Origin of the sequence: Methylomarinum sp. Ch1-1 (genome assembly GCF_030717995.2) — a bacterium.
GTDB lineage: Bacteria > Pseudomonadota > Gammaproteobacteria > Methylococcales > Methylomonadaceae > Methylomarinum > Methylomarinum roseum.
Window position 1 is genome coordinate 2,576,898 of record NZ_CP157743.1, and the last position, 13,494, is coordinate 2,590,391.

Here is a 13,494-nt window from a genome sequence, read left to right on the forward strand (position 1 = left end):
GACTTATCAAAATTCATAGGCAAAAGGTATGCATTAATCGGCTCTATGTCAAACCGACTTTCATTTACGATGCTCTCGAAGGCTGAGATACGCTAGAAATATTGATCTTGACTTTTTTATTTCGCCTTCATCCGCCTATGCCGTTTTAGCCGGTGGTTGACGGGGTATGTCATCTGTTGTGTAATCTGCGAGCAGGGTGGAGGTTTCGCAGCTAAATCGCCCTGTCATTACTCGGGGCTGTCTTTAATCGTCCGGTATATGTTGTTAATTTAGTGTCTTGGCTGGCCACAGCTGACAAGCAGGAGTAAAAATGGACGAGGCGGATATATCCTTACAGGCTTATGATAAGCTGCATAGCAGTATTCCTTCAATCGGTTTCTTGAGCCGAAAAAAAAGAATTAAGGCTTATTTGAAGATTACTGCGATGGCGCAGGACATGATCGATGAACAAGAAATCAGCGAGGAACAAGCAATTTTCTTATTGTCGATATTGGCCCGCAAGAGCTCACCCTTTCAGAAGGCGGCTATGATGACGGCGCTCAATTTAGCTAAGATCGACAAAAAATTGTTCAGTGCGGTGGGTTTTAAATATGCAAACGAACTACGCTGTAGCCTGCAGTTGCTGCCGGTCGACGATAATCAGACGCTATCTTCCTGACAGCGGGCTTCCGGTTTGGGCGACGAGGGTGGGGTCGATAGGGTTGTGTAACGGCCTGTTCATGACGGCGTGATCCGCCATGAACAGGTGATCTGGTTCAAGCCCTGGACATGAACTTGCCGGTATCGCTATTGATCTTGATTACTTCTCCGGTTTCTATGTATTCAGGGACCTGAATTTCCAGGCCAGTCGTTAGCTTGGCAGGTTTGGTGCGGTTGGTGGCGCTGGCGCCTTTCATCGCCGGCGGCGTTTCCACAACTTCCATCGTGATCGTCGTTGGCAGTTCAATGCCCAAGGCGGCATCGTCTAGCAGCAGCATGATAATGCCTTCCAGTCCTTCGGTTAAATAGTCTAGCTGGCCTTCCAATTCGGCGGCATTGAGGCTGTATTGGTCATAGGTTTCTTGATTCATGAAATGATACTCATCCCCGTCCTGATAGGAATATTGCACCATTACCCGGGAGCAGTCCGCTTCTTTGAGAAAATCGTCTCCCTTGAAGGTTTCATCCAATTTTTGCTTGGTTTTCATGTGGGCAAATCGGATTTTATACAACGTCGATGCGCCCCGTGAGGTTGGATTTCTGACTTCTATCGTTTTAACGGCATAGGGTTCGCCGTTGATTTCAACGGCAGAGCTTTGCTTTAGTTCGCTAGCTTTTGGCAATGTACTGTCCTCTTAAGTGACCTGGTTGAAAAAGGGTATGGGAACCGTCGGCAGACTCGTCTCATGATGCGGCGATGGGCCGCCATTGTCGCTCGATATAGCCATAGAGCGGCCGATACTGGTCTTTATAACTCATTTTACCGCACCGTTTTATCCAGTAACCGAGATAGAGATAATCCAGTTCCAGTTGTTTGGCGTGTTCGATTTGCCATAGCACCGCAAAGGTTCCCAGGCTGTAGGATGCTAACTGCGGATCGAAAAAGGTATAGACCGCCGACAGGGCGTTGTCCAACAAATCAACGATCGCGACGGCGGCTAACCTGTCGTCGATGAGACATTCGGCAAACAGCGTATTGCACCAACGACTGGCGAGAAAATCGATGTATTCCTCGGGGCTGGAATTGGCCATGCTGCTGTCGGCATGACGATGTTGCTGATAGCGCAGATAAAGTTCGTAATGGCGTTGATCGAAAACGGCCGGTTTGATAGCGACTGTCGTCGCCTGATTTTTCTTCCAGCAACGTCTTTGCCGGCGGTCCGGCTTAAACTGGCGGACCGGGACTCTGACTGAGATGCACTGCTGACAATCTGGGCATTGCGGTGAGTAAACTTCATTGCCGCTGCGCCGAAAGCCTTGTTCAATCAGGCGCGAATAAATTTGTCCCGTCATCGGAAATGACGGGTGGACAAAGGCGTTTTGCGCCGATTGATCTGGCAGATAGCTGCATTCGTGCGGTTCGGTAATGATTAACGGAATGGAGATCATAAGCTTTGCCAGGCTTGTTTACCAGGCGCCTGATTACAGAGTGTTCGTAGGCGGCCAATAAAATCTCGCCGTTCAATCTCTACCGCGCCCAGGCTGGCCAAGTGCGGGCTGTGCACCTGACAATCGATCAATTGATAACGCCAATCGATCAGGTGTTTGACCAGGTAAGCGAAGACGACTTTGGACGCGTCGGTTTTTCGATGAAACATCGATTCGCCGAAGAACACTTGGCCAATCGCCAGGCCATAGAGTCCGCCAACCAGATTGCCGTCATGCCAAGCCTCGACAGAATGGGCGATGCCTTGGCGGTGCAGCTGAGTGTAAGCTTCGTTCATTTCCTCGGTAATCCAAGTGCCGTCCTGTTTTTGACGGGGCGCAGCGCAGGCCTCGATTACTTCGGCGAAGGCCTGATCATAACTGAGTTGGAAAACCTCTTTGCGGATGGTTTTTCTCAGGCTGCGGGATATTTTTAATTGTTCCGGAAACAACACCAGTCTCGGGTTCGGCGACCACCATAATATGGGTTCGTCGGGGCCGTACCAGGGAAAGATGCCGTGACGATAGGCGTTAATGATGCGTTCAGGACTTAAACAGCCGCCAATGGCGAGCAGACCATCCGGTTCCTGCAAGGCGTTTTCTGGGTCCGGAAAGGGTTGATCCGGGCTAAACGGATCAAGCACAGTCAGTTTCATAAGGATAAGGAGGGTAGGGACCGCCGTGATTGAGCCGTCCCTTGGTTCAACGAAATTAGCCTTCCTGTTCGTCGATGAATTTTTCCGCATCCAGCGCCGCCATACAGCCGGCTCCAGCAGATGTTACGGCCTGTTTGTAATGGGCATCCATGACATCGCCGGCGGCGAATACGCCGGGTACGCTGGTGGCCGTGGCATTGCCTTTGATGCCGCTGTTGACAACGATATAGCCGTTTTCCATCTCCAATTGGCCTTTGAAGATGTCGGTGTTGGGGCTGTGGCCGATGGCGATGAATACGCCGTGTACGTCTATCTCTTTAGTGGACTCATCGACGGTGCTTTTGATGCGGATGCCGGTCACGCCCATGTCATCGCCCAGTACCTCATCGAGGGTATGATTCCATTCGATTGTGATATTGCCGTTTTTGGCCTTTTCCAGCAGTTTGTCGGACAGGATCTTTTCCGAACGGAACTTGTCGCGACGATGCACGATGGTGACTTCGGAAGCGATATTGGACAAATAGAGTGCTTCTTCAACGGCGGTATTGCCGCCGCCGATCACCGCGACCGGCTTGTCGCGATAGAAGAAGCCGTCACAGGTGGCGCAGGCTGATACCCCTTTCCCTTTGAATGCTTCTTCGGAAGGCAGGCCCAGGTATTTGGCCGAGGCGCCGGTGGCGATGATCAATGCATCGCAGGTATAGCTTCCGGAGTCGCCGGTCAGGGTGAACGGTCGCGAGGATAGGTCCGCCGTATGAATATGATCGAAAATCATTTCAGTATCGAAACGCTCCGCATGTTTGTGCATTCTCTCCATCAGGTCCGGGCCTTGCAGGCCCTCTACATCGCCGGGCCAGTTATCGACATCGGTGGTGGTGGTCAATTGCCCGCCTTGCTGCATGCCGGTGATGATGACCGGTTCGAGATTCGCTCTGGCGGCATAAACAGCCGCTGTGTAACCGGCCGGACCGGAACCGAGGATTAAAAGTTTGCAATGTTTTGCATCGGCCATTGACTGCGTCTCCATAAGCGGGTTAAGAAAATCCGTCAATTATACGAATAATTGTATCCCGATAAAACCGTTTCTCGAATTTGGCATGAAAAGAAATCGCTTCGAGGTCAGGGCTACCTCATTAAATGAATGAGTGGCAAAACAGAAAATTAACAACAAATACGCCTAAAGTAAGTTAAACGTTTAGGGTGTGTTAAATAACCCGCCCCGCGCGCAGGTTTTTGGCGGCTTGCTTCGCGAAGCCGCCCTACGTTGGCGGATCCGCTGCGCTTGATCCGCCCTACCGGTGCGGGTAGGGTGTGCTGACGATAGGAAGCGCACCAGTTCCTGGTTCCCACGGTCCTCCGTGGGAACCCATACTTTGTGCCACCTTAAGCCTGGTATGCATTCCCACGCAGGAGCGTGGGAACGAGGGTCAACGGCTAATTTTGCCTCCGGTTCGGGGTTTTGGCGGCTTGCTTCGCGAAGCCGCCCTACGTTGGCGGATCCGCTGCGCTGACGATAGCAAGCGCACCTTGTTTCGATGCGCTTCACGCTGTTCGACACAGCCGAAGGCAAGGCTACATTGGCATGCAACCGTTCCTGGTTCCCACGGTCCTCCGTGGGAACCCATACTTTGTGCCACCTTAAGCCTGGTATGCATTCCCACGCAGGAGCGTGGGAACGAGGGTCAACGGCTAATTTTGCCTCCGGTGCGGGGTTTTGGCGGCTTGCTTCGCGAAGCCGCCCTACGTTGGCGGATCCGCTGCGCTGACGATAGCAAGCGCACCTTGTTTCGATGCGCTTCACGCTGTTCGACACAGCCGAAGGCAAGGCTACATTGGCATGCAACCGTTCCTGGTTCCCACGGTCCTCCGTGGGAACCCATACTTTGCCACCTTAAGCCCGGTATGCATTCCCACGCAGGAGCGTGGGAACGAGGGTCATCGCAACCGGGTGGATTCGCCGCCAGGCAATCCGCCTGGATACACACAACGGCCAATTTTGCCCCGGCGGCGGTTTTTGGCGGCTTGCTTCGCGAAGCCGCCCTACGATGCGCTAGGGTGTGCTGACGGGAGGAAGCGCACCGTTTTTGATGCGCTTCACGCTGTTCAGCACATCCGAAGGCAAGACGGTGCTTTGCGTAGGAGCGCCGCCCTCGGCGCGAAAAGAGCCATTCGGCCCGAGGGCGGGTTAAATTACCCGCCCCGCCCAGAGGGATGAAGCGATATTAACCAATGTGTTGGTTCAGGTATTTTTTAATGAGGAGCCCTGGCTTCGAGGTGGATAGTCGTTGGTCAAGTTGCTGCAATAATGTAACAATTCCCGGTTTGAGCATTTTAGCTGAATTAAGCACATGGGGTGTCTGTCGAGGAGCGCCGTTCACCCAGCACCTAAATTATCCTGGAATGTAAAATATCGTCCGGTAGCCATGGAATTTAGGTGCTGGGTAAACCCATCCCTAGGGGCTTGACGGCCGCATCCTTGGGGCCGACATCCTCGCCAGACACACCTTACGCACATTTAGATCTCCAAATATATGTGACACTTACAGGCTATGGCGTGGTATGTTCAGGGATCGCTATTGCATCCCTTAACGGCTACTTAATTCGCATTTAAGGTGAAATATATGCTTAATCATCTATAATGATGTTTTATCTAAACTTTGTTCGAATGAATAATTAATATGGTTGCTGTTATAGAAGAAAAGACCGTGCGAGGTTTGCGCGAGGCTGCGTTTTTGGCCTTTTTAAGCTGTGCGCTGTTTTTTTTCATCGCCTTGATCACTTTTGACCTTGAGGATGCGGGTTGGAGCCACAGCGGCTCCATGCAAACCATCAGCAATGCCTGTGGGGTGGTCGGCGCTTGGTTGTCCGATTTCGTTCTCAGCTTCTTTGGTCTGATGGCCTATTTATTTCCGGTCATGATCTTGTGGCATGGCTATCTGGTCTACACCAAGGCTAAGTTGAAAGGCAGTAAATTTGTTCTTGCCGTTCGCTGGAGCGGTTTTTTGGCCACGATGGCTTCAGGCGCGGCGTTATTTTATCTGCACCTGTTAAGAATTCAGTTGGAATTGCCCGGGAGCACCGGCGGCGTCTTGGGACAGGAAATCGGCGACGCGTTGGTGATTATTTTGGGGGATTCCGGCGCAACCTTGTTGTTGCTAGCCATTTTTCTGGCCGGCATCACTTTGTTTACCGGCCTGTCTTGGTTCGCTCTGATGGACTTTGTCGGCAAATATTCCTTGTTGGCGTGTACCTTGCTGTACCGCAAAGTCACTGAACAGCTAAGAGGTTATCAGACAAACAAGGGCAGCCAACCTAAGCCGGTGATTAAGAAACGGAAAGAGCCGAAGGTGGCGAAGGAGGCTAAAGAACCGAATAAGGCGAAAGTTAAAATCGCGCCGGTGATTAAGAGTGTCATGAGCAGCGATCGGGAGAAAAAAGAATCCCAAATCGATCTGTTCGACGATAAATCATTGATAGGGGCCTTGCCGCCGCTGTCGTTGTTGGAAAAACGCGAGATCAAGGTCGAAGGCTATTCGCCAGCCGACCTGGAGGACATGTCCAGGCATGTCGAGGATCTGTTGCAGGATTACAATATCGCCGTCGAGGTGGTGGCTGTGCATCCGGGGCCGGTGATCACTCGCTTTGAACTGCAACTGGCGGCCGGCGTGAAAGTCAGTCGCATCAGCGGTCTGGCGAAAGATTTGGCGCGCGGACTTTCCGTCACCAGCGTGCGTATCGTCGAAGTGATTGAAGGCAAGAGCGTGATCGGTTTGGAGATCCCCAACCAGGAGAGGGAAATGGTCGCCCTCCGAGACTTGCTGGCCTCGCGTAATTTTGAAAAGGCTAAATCGAAGCTGACCTTTGCGATGGGTAAGGATATCGCCGGCTCGCCGGTGGTGTCGGACTTGGCTAAGATGCCTCATGCCCTGGTCGCGGGGACGACCGGTTCCGGTAAGTCGGTTGCCATCAACACGATGATCCTGAGCTTGCTGTATAAATCCCGACCTGAGGATGTGCGCCTGATCATGATCGATCCGAAAATGTTGGAGCTATCGGTCTATGAAGGTATTCCTCATCTGTTGACGCCGGTAGTCACCGATATGAAAGACGCGCAGAACGCCTTGCGCTGGGCCGTTGCCGAAATGGAACGTCGTTACAAACTGATGTCCAAGGTCGGCGTAAGGAATCTGGCCGGTTTCAATCAGTTGATTAAGGATGCCGAGAAAAGAGGCGAGCCGATACGTGATCCGCTGTTTCAATTGGATAGGCCGCTGGAAGAAGGCGAGGAATTTCCGGTATTGACGGCCTTGCCCAGCATCGTCATCGTCATCGACGAGCTGGCCGATATGATGATGATCGTCGGCAAAAAAGTGGAAGAGTTGATCGCGCGATTGGCGCAAAAGGCTCGCGCCGCCGGCATTCATTTGGTGCTGGCCACGCAAAGGCCTTCGGTCGACGTGTTGACCGGCCTGATCAAGGCGAATATTCCGACTCGTATTTCATTTCAGGTGTCTTCGCGCATCGATTCCAGAACGGTATTGGATCAGGGGGGGGCGGAAGCATTGTTAGGCAATGGCGACATGTTGTTCCTGCCTTCCGGCACCAGTATTCCACTCCGGGCTCATGGCGCATTTGTCGACGACAACGAAGTTCATCGGGTCGTGGAATTCTTGAAGAAAACCGGCCCGGTTGATTATTTGGAGGAAATCACTCAGGAGCGCACCGACACCGGCGATATCGCGTCTGGCGAAGGTGCGGCAGCGGAAATGGACAACTTGTATGACGAGGCCGTGCAGTTCGTCACCGAGTCTCGCAAGGCTTCTATTTCCAGCGTACAGCGGCGATTCAAGGTCGGTTATAATCGTGCCGCCAGAATGATTGAAGACATGGAGGCGGCCGGAGTGGTCAGTTCGCCGGAAGGAAACGGCAGTCGTGAAGTGTTGGCGCCACCGCCGCCTAAGGATTGATCGTCATGAATGAATATGTCGCCGCTTTGCTGGGCATGATGCTGCTGGCCGCCGGAGGCGGCTGGTTCATCAGCGCCCGCAAGCCGGTTGAAAAACCGGTTAAGGTAATGCTGTTCGTATTGTATTTCTGGCTGCTGGTGTTTCTTCAGGTTGCGCTGTTTGCCTTAGGCTATTTTTTGCTGGATAAGTTTAGTTAGCAAAAATGTCTGATTCGAACAGCCAAGGCCTTGATGGTAAGGTCCTGTTCGAAATATTCAATATGTTAAATGTTGGTGCGTGAATTCACCAATTTGGTTCAAATTGTCGTCTCGATGTGCTCTGATGGCCGCGCAATGCCGGTAAATTAGCCAAAATCTCAAGAGGTGTGTTTTTTGCATGATATCAAGCGGTACCGGTAACTTTTGGGGGGGGTATCATGCAAGCCTGTCAACGATTTAGCGATATTTCAGTTTCCGAGCGAATCCTGAGTAGTTTTTTTCTGTTGAGCATCGCGCTGGGCTACTTTTTTTCACTGGAACAGATTTATTTCACTCATCAAGGGCGCGACGGTCAGCCTGGGCTGTCGATTGACGATGTTGCCATCGCTTACCACGGGAGCCCCGATCAAACTCGCTTGGCGGCGGCTATCAAAGGACCGATGGCGGGGAATCTTAGAAGTCCCGAGGATGGGGAGGCCATCCTGAGCTGGATAGACTCGGGGGCGAAGCGGGAAATTTATCAAACTCGGATCGCGCCAATTTTGCAGCGCGATTGTCTCGGTTGTCATTCTCCCGCGAGTGGCATGAACGTGCCGCCGCTGACTCGTTATCAGGAGGTCGTTAAATTGACCGAGGCCGACCGCGGCGCGTCGATTCCTTCGCTGGTCAGGGTGTCGCATATTCATCTATTCGGTATCGCCTTCATCCTGTTTTTTGTCGGCAAGTTATTCATTTTGTGCGATATTCCGGTATGGATAAAGAGATTGACCATCGGCATTCCGTTTTTGAGCATGCTGGTCGATATTTTGGCCTGGTATTTGACGCGAGAAATAGCGAGTTTTGCTTATTTGCTAGTGCTGAGCGGCGCTTTGATGGGAATGTCGTTGAACTTTCAGATTTGGCTGAGTCTGTTTCAGATGTGGTTTCCAAACTCTTATAGGCGGATTTGGGCGACTGTTAAAGACGCCGGCGCCGTCTTTTTTCGACAAGGGCGGGATTTATTGAAACGAAAAACATCTCAGCTTTATGCCTGGACCCAAGAAAATTGGCCGGAGCACTGGTCGACTCAAACGATGTCTAGTTCGAGTCGCCGAATCGTTGCGTTTCTGTATCAGTCTATCAGACGCTTTATTGCTTAAGCCGGATCGGACAGTTCAGGTCATACCGGATCGCCGGCGGCAATGCGGCTTGCAAAATCAATGGCTAGCAGTTAACGAATTCATCTGTTCCCGGATGCTTTCGGCAAAAGTCCGGACATCATGTTCGCTGGTATCGAAGGACGTCATCCAGCGCACGATCGACTCATGGCTGTTCCAGAGGGAAAATTGATAGTGCTGTTGCAACGGTTCGACGCAGTCAGCTGGAATACGGGCAAAGATCGCATTCGTTGTCACCGGCATCACAATCTCGACATCATTGCCGATTTCTTTAGCCAGTAGTCGCGCCATTTGATTGGCGTGGGCGGCATTGTCCCGCCACAAATCGCCATCGAGCAGGGCGACGAATTGAGCCGCGATAAAGCGCATTTTGGCGGCGAGCTGCATTGCTTGTTTGCGGTAAAAGGCAGTATGAGTCGCCAGTTCCGGGTCAAAAAATAACACGGCCTCGGCGTTCATTAGACCATTTTTGGAGCCTCCGAAAGATAGCATATCGACGCCGCAGTCCGTGGTGATTTCTTTTAGCGACAGTTCGAGCGCCGCCGCCGCATTGGATAAACGTGCGCCGTCCATATGCAGCAGCAAGCGGTGCTCATGGCAAAAATCCGATAATGTTTTCAATTCTTCGGGCGTGTACACTGTGCCCCATTCGGTGCATTGGGCGAGCGAGACGACTTTAGGTTGCGCTCGATGAATGATGTGGGTGTCACGCAACAGGGGGGTTATCGTCGCCGGGGTGATTTTTCCGTTGTCCGTCGCTGCCGTCAATAGCTTGCAGCCCATGAATTTTTCCGGCGCTCCGCATTCATCACGATGCAGATGGGCGCAATCGGCGCAAATGATGGCTTCGAACGAGTGGACGACGCTTTGTAAGGCGATGATGTTGGCGGCGGTGCCGGTCAGAGTGAAAAAACAGATCGTGTCCGCGCCGAAATGACGCCTGAACAGGTCTTCCGCTCGGATAGTCATGTCGTCCTGGCCATAAGCGGGTTGATGACCGGTATTGGCCGCGGCGATGGCTTGCAAGACCTGCGGGTGGATGCCCGAGGCGTTGTCGCTGATAAAATGTCGTTGCGCCATCAATCGGATCTCCTTTGCTGGAATCATAAGCCGATACGCTTAGTTTCTCATCGCAGGTTTTTAAATTCAAAGAAAAACGTTTATGTTTCGGTGGAAACGGGTATCTTTAAAATGGCCGCGAGGCTATTTATTGTTGCTGTGCTCTACATTTATTCTGTTAGAATCCGAAAAGGCCGGGAGTTTTTCCGTATCTTATAACCTCAGTTCGGGATAAAAGAATCATCTATTCCAAAGGGCTAAGACGGTATCAGGTCGCTCTGGAAGAAGTGTGCTCTGGGCGGGGCGGGTTATTTAACCCGCCCCAAACGTTCAACTTGCTTTGGGCGCGGTTGAATCGTTCAGGGCCTCGTTGACCTGCATTTCGCATAGCGACGTGCGGACTACTTGCTTTTCGCGCCGAGGGCGGTGCTCCTGCGCAAAGCACCGTCTTGCCTTCGGGTGTGCTGAACTGCGTGAAGCGCCTCAAAAACCGGTGCGCTTCCTATCGTCAGCACACTCTGTCTACTAGCAGCGCCGCGGGGGTTGTGCGCTTTGGTTTTTTCGGGAGGGGGAATGATAGAGAAAGCGAGAAGTCAAGTGTATAAAGAAGAGAGTGATGAGCGTTTTATTCCAATTAGGTTAAACGATATCGTCACTAATTTAATGGTTGATCTTGATTTATCTTCTGAAGATCAATTGCTTTTTAAACGGTTTTGCAAGATATTTGTGGCTCTTTATCACGCTAAGTTCTTTGCCGCATTGCAAAACTTAAAAGAAAACTACTTGCCGTTTAGCCCGGATCGTACGACTTTGCCACTTCGGCGCTATTCAAATGCCGAGTTGATGAAGCGAAGAGCAAATTTGATTGAAGACATTCAAACAATTATCAATAAAGCCAATTACAGCTTGATTACGCAAGATGAGTTGAATCGTGCGTTAGCTGAAATTTCACCCTATGGGCTTGATGTCTCGGTCGATTTCGACGATTTCGACGAAATTCTTATTTATTACCGAGGGATGTCTAATCAAATCGAGCATAAACGATCCTGGCGAACGTTTTTTTTGCGAACAGAAGCGGTCGAAATTCCAATTTATCGAAGATTGTTCATGGTGCTCAAGCTGAAATCGTCGTGCAGTCAGTCAAGCAAAACGTCATTCTTCGTAGATCCGAAAGCCTATTTGACAGAAAAATGGCATCATCTTTTTCAATATAAGATGGCTCAAGGGGGTGACAGTTCGTTTATTTATCTAAAACTATTTAAAGATATTCCAAAATCCGATTTGGAGATGTTGTTCCCGAATACGCGAGTGGAAATGCAGCGCTTCGATAAAGTCACCATGGGAGTCAGCGGTAGTGGCGGCATTATTGGCGGCGTCATGGCGGCTGTGTCGAAAATTGCCAGGGCGGCTCATCCCGCGACCATCATGCTGGCGTTTGCCGGTTTCATAGGCATTATCTGGCGGGAGGCCAGCAAGGTCCTTTCCAGTCGAAACCGCTATTTTGCGACGCTTGCCAGCAGTCTTTATTTTCATAATCTCGACAATAATCTGGGCGTGCTCTCCAACCTGATCGAAATGGCGGAAGAAGAGGAGTGCAAGGAGGCGCTCCTGGTTTACGGTTTCCTTTTAGCGCAGCGACAGGAGTTGTGTTCTCAGAAGCAGTTGGATCAGAAGGTGGAGAAATATTTGCAAGAATCTTATGGCGTCCAAGTCGATTTCGAATTGAGCGACGGGGTCCGTAAGCTTCGCGAGTCGGGTTTGATAGAAGAAAGCGACGATAATTTGATAAAAGCTTGTCCATTGGTAAGCGCTTTGGCTCGCCTGGACCGGGAATGGGACGACCTGTTTTCATTTGGGGATACATCCGCGGAAGCTTCGCTATCGATGCCAGTTTGAATTATCCCTCTTAGGGAGGCGCTGATTAAATCCAGGGATGGATTTATTTGGCGTTGGCCAAATTGAACAATGCCCACTGCACATGTTCTCTGACCAATTCGGAAGAATGATTCTGTCGTTTTGACAAGGCGTCGATCGCCGATTCGCTGGCTTTGCCGTTGCCCAGCGCGACGGCGATATTCCTCAGCCAGCGCTGATGGCCGATGCGCCTGATCGCCGAGCCTTCGGTCTTTTGCAGAAATTCCTGTTCCTCCCAATTGAATAATTCAACCAGCTCTGCGTTATTCAAGTTGTGGCGGGGCGTGAAATCGTTTTCTCGGCTGAGTTTGGCAAAGCGGTTCCAAGGACAAATCAATTGACAGTCGTCGCAGCCGTAAATGCGGTTGCCGAGCAGCGGTCTTAACGGTTCCGGGATCGAGCCGTGCAGTTCGATGGTTAAATAGGAAATGCAACGTCTCGCGTCGACTTGATAGGGAGCGACGATGGCTTGGGTCGGGCAGATGTCCAGGCAGGCGCGGCAACTGCCGCAATGCGCCGCCGCTTTGCTGTCGCTGGGCAGGGGCAGGTCGGTGTAAATTTCACCGAGAAAGAACCAGGAACCGGCTTTGCGATTGATCAGGTTCGAGTGTTTGCCGATCCAGCCCAAACCGGCTTTTTCGGCGATCGCTTTTTCCAGTACCGGCGCGCTGTCGACGAATGCCCGATAACCGAAAGGGCCGATTTCCTCGGTAATTTTGTTGGCCAATTTCTGCAAGCGGTTGCGCATCAGCTTGTGGTAGTCTCGGCCCAGCGCGTAGCGAGAAACGAAGGCGGCTGTCGGTTCGCTTAAAGTCTGTTCGGTCAGCGTTTGAGATTCCGGCATGTAATCCATGCGCGCCGAAATGATGCTGACCGTGCCTTCCTGCAACAGGGCGGGGCGACTGCGCTTCAGACCGTGCCGGTCCATATAGTCCATTTCACCGTGATAGCCCTTAGCCAGCCAGTGATGCAGATGTTGTTCGGCTTCCGAGAGTTGTGTATCGCTGATGCCGATTTGTTGGAAGCCGAGCGCTATGCCCCAGGTCTTGATTTGTTGGCTTAATCGAATAAAGTCGGGGGATTTTGTTTGGGCCATTGCAAGGCGGGAGCGTCTTTACGATAGGGAAATGTGCAAGGCGCGCTAACAATTGCGCCTTGCACCTTTTTCAATTTAGGCAACTTGGGCCTGCCGCACTAGTACTCAGTCATTTTATATATGACGGGTACTCGGCAGGTGCCAATTATTCCCGGTTTGAGCATTTTTGCGGTGTTTAGGGCATGGGGTGTGTCTGTCGAGGAGCGCCGTTCACCCAGCACCTAAATTATCCTGGAATGTAAAATATAGTCCTGTAGCCATGGAATTTAGGTGCTGGGTAAACCCATCCCTGTGGGCTTGACGGCAGCATCCTTGCTGCCGACA

At 51.6% G+C, this 13,494-nt stretch carries 11 protein-coding genes; 5 read left to right on the plus strand and 6 right to left on the minus strand.

Annotated features, from left to right (window positions below):
- Window positions 1–310 precede the first annotated feature (310 nt).
- The gene (locus tag Q9L42_RS11930; RefSeq protein ID WP_349431121.1) at window positions 311–658 is read left to right on the plus strand and encodes a hypothetical protein; all 348 of its coding nucleotides are present in this window, start codon (window positions 311–313) and stop codon (window positions 656–658) included.
- Between the two features lie 97 nt (window positions 659–755).
- Here Q9L42_RS11930 and efpL read toward each other — a convergent pair whose 3' ends face one another.
- From efpL to trxB, 4 genes are all read right to left on the minus strand, one after another.
- A complete protein-coding gene (efpL, locus tag Q9L42_RS11935; protein ID WP_305908177.1) occupies window positions 756–1,322 on the minus strand; it encodes an elongation factor P-like protein EfpL in 567 nt (188 codons plus the stop codon).
- A 61-nt stretch (window positions 1,323–1,383) separates the two neighbouring features.
- The gene (locus Q9L42_RS11940) at window positions 1,384–2,088 is read right to left on the minus strand and encodes an arginyltransferase (protein ID WP_305908176.1); all 705 of its coding nucleotides are present in this window, start codon (window positions 2,086–2,088) and stop codon (window positions 1,384–1,386) included.
- The gene (aat, locus tag Q9L42_RS11945; protein ID WP_305908175.1) at window positions 2,085–2,780 is read right to left on the minus strand and encodes a leucyl/phenylalanyl-tRNA--protein transferase; all 696 of its coding nucleotides are present in this window, start codon (window positions 2,778–2,780) and stop codon (window positions 2,085–2,087) included. Before aat ends, Q9L42_RS11940 begins: the two co-directional genes overlap by 4 nt.
- Window positions 2,781–2,835: 55 nt before the next feature.
- Window positions 2,836–3,792 carry a thioredoxin-disulfide reductase gene (gene trxB, locus Q9L42_RS11950; RefSeq protein ID WP_305908174.1) on the minus strand — a complete coding sequence of 319 codons (957 nt, stop codon included), beginning with the start codon at window positions 3,790–3,792 and terminating at the stop codon, window positions 2,836–2,838.
- 1,666 nt (window positions 3,793–5,458) lie between these two features.
- Here trxB and Q9L42_RS11955 point away from each other — a divergent pair.
- From Q9L42_RS11955 to Q9L42_RS11965, 3 genes are all read left to right on the plus strand, one after another.
- Window positions 5,459–7,747, plus strand: coding sequence for a DNA translocase FtsK (locus Q9L42_RS11955; RefSeq protein ID WP_349431122.1), 2,289 nt, complete (start codon window positions 5,459–5,461; stop codon window positions 7,745–7,747).
- 5 nt (window positions 7,748–7,752) lie between these two features.
- Window positions 7,753–7,944 (plus strand): hypothetical protein, encoded by a 192-nt coding sequence (locus Q9L42_RS11960; protein WP_305908172.1) that lies wholly within the window; start codon window positions 7,753–7,755, stop codon window positions 7,942–7,944.
- 218 nt (window positions 7,945–8,162) lie between these two features.
- On the plus strand, window positions 8,163–9,083 hold the full coding sequence (locus Q9L42_RS11965; protein WP_349431123.1) for a hypothetical protein: 921 nt from the start codon (window positions 8,163–8,165) through the stop codon (window positions 9,081–9,083).
- A gap of 57 nt (window positions 9,084–9,140) precedes the next feature.
- Here the strand turns inward: Q9L42_RS11965 and Q9L42_RS11970 are convergent, their stop codons facing one another.
- Window positions 9,141–10,181: a threonine aldolase family protein gene (locus tag Q9L42_RS11970; protein ID WP_305908170.1), complete on the minus strand. Its 1,041-nt coding sequence runs from the start codon at window positions 10,179–10,181 to the stop codon at window positions 9,141–9,143.
- A gap of 552 nt (window positions 10,182–10,733) precedes the next feature.
- On the opposite strand from Q9L42_RS11970, the gene Q9L42_RS11975 reads away from it, so the two are divergent.
- Window positions 10,734–12,056: a DUF3754 domain-containing protein gene (locus Q9L42_RS11975; RefSeq protein WP_349431124.1), complete on the plus strand. Its 1,323-nt coding sequence runs from the start codon at window positions 10,734–10,736 to the stop codon at window positions 12,054–12,056.
- A 43-nt stretch (window positions 12,057–12,099) separates the two neighbouring features.
- Here Q9L42_RS11975 and queG read toward each other — a convergent pair whose 3' ends face one another.
- Window positions 12,100–13,170, minus strand: coding sequence for a tRNA epoxyqueuosine(34) reductase QueG (gene queG, locus Q9L42_RS11980; protein WP_305908167.1), 1,071 nt, complete (start codon window positions 13,168–13,170; stop codon window positions 12,100–12,102).
- Window positions 13,171–13,494 lie beyond the last annotated feature (324 nt).

What these genes read in the sequence shown, in the direction of transcription:
- Q9L42_RS11960 (WP_305908172.1), top strand. Translation starts at nt 7,753, where the DNA reads ATGAATGAATATGTCGCCGCTTTGCTGGGCATGATGCTGCTGGCCGCC.
- Q9L42_RS11975 (WP_349431124.1), top strand. Translation starts at nt 10,734, where the DNA reads ATGATAGAGAAAGCGAGAAGTCAAGTGTATAAAGAAGAGAGTGATGAG.
- aat (WP_305908175.1), bottom strand. Translation starts at nt 2,780, where the DNA reads ATGAAACTGACTGTGCTTGATCCGTTTAGCCCGGATCAACCCTTTCCG.
- Q9L42_RS11965 (WP_349431123.1), top strand. Translation starts at nt 8,163, where the DNA reads ATGCAAGCCTGTCAACGATTTAGCGATATTTCAGTTTCCGAGCGAATC.
- queG (WP_305908167.1), bottom strand. Translation starts at nt 13,170, where the DNA reads ATGGCCCAAACAAAATCCCCCGACTTTATTCGATTAAGCCAACAAATC.
- Q9L42_RS11930 (WP_349431121.1), top strand. Translation starts at nt 311, where the DNA reads ATGGACGAGGCGGATATATCCTTACAGGCTTATGATAAGCTGCATAGC.
- Q9L42_RS11940 (WP_305908176.1), bottom strand. Translation starts at nt 2,088, where the DNA reads ATGATCTCCATTCCGTTAATCATTACCGAACCGCACGAATGCAGCTAT.
- Q9L42_RS11970 (WP_305908170.1), bottom strand. Translation starts at nt 10,181, where the DNA reads ATGGCGCAACGACATTTTATCAGCGACAACGCCTCGGGCATCCACCCG.
- trxB (WP_305908174.1), bottom strand. Translation starts at nt 3,792, where the DNA reads ATGGCCGATGCAAAACATTGCAAACTTTTAATCCTCGGTTCCGGTCCG.
- Q9L42_RS11955 (WP_349431122.1), top strand. Translation starts at nt 5,459, where the DNA reads ATGGTTGCTGTTATAGAAGAAAAGACCGTGCGAGGTTTGCGCGAGGCT.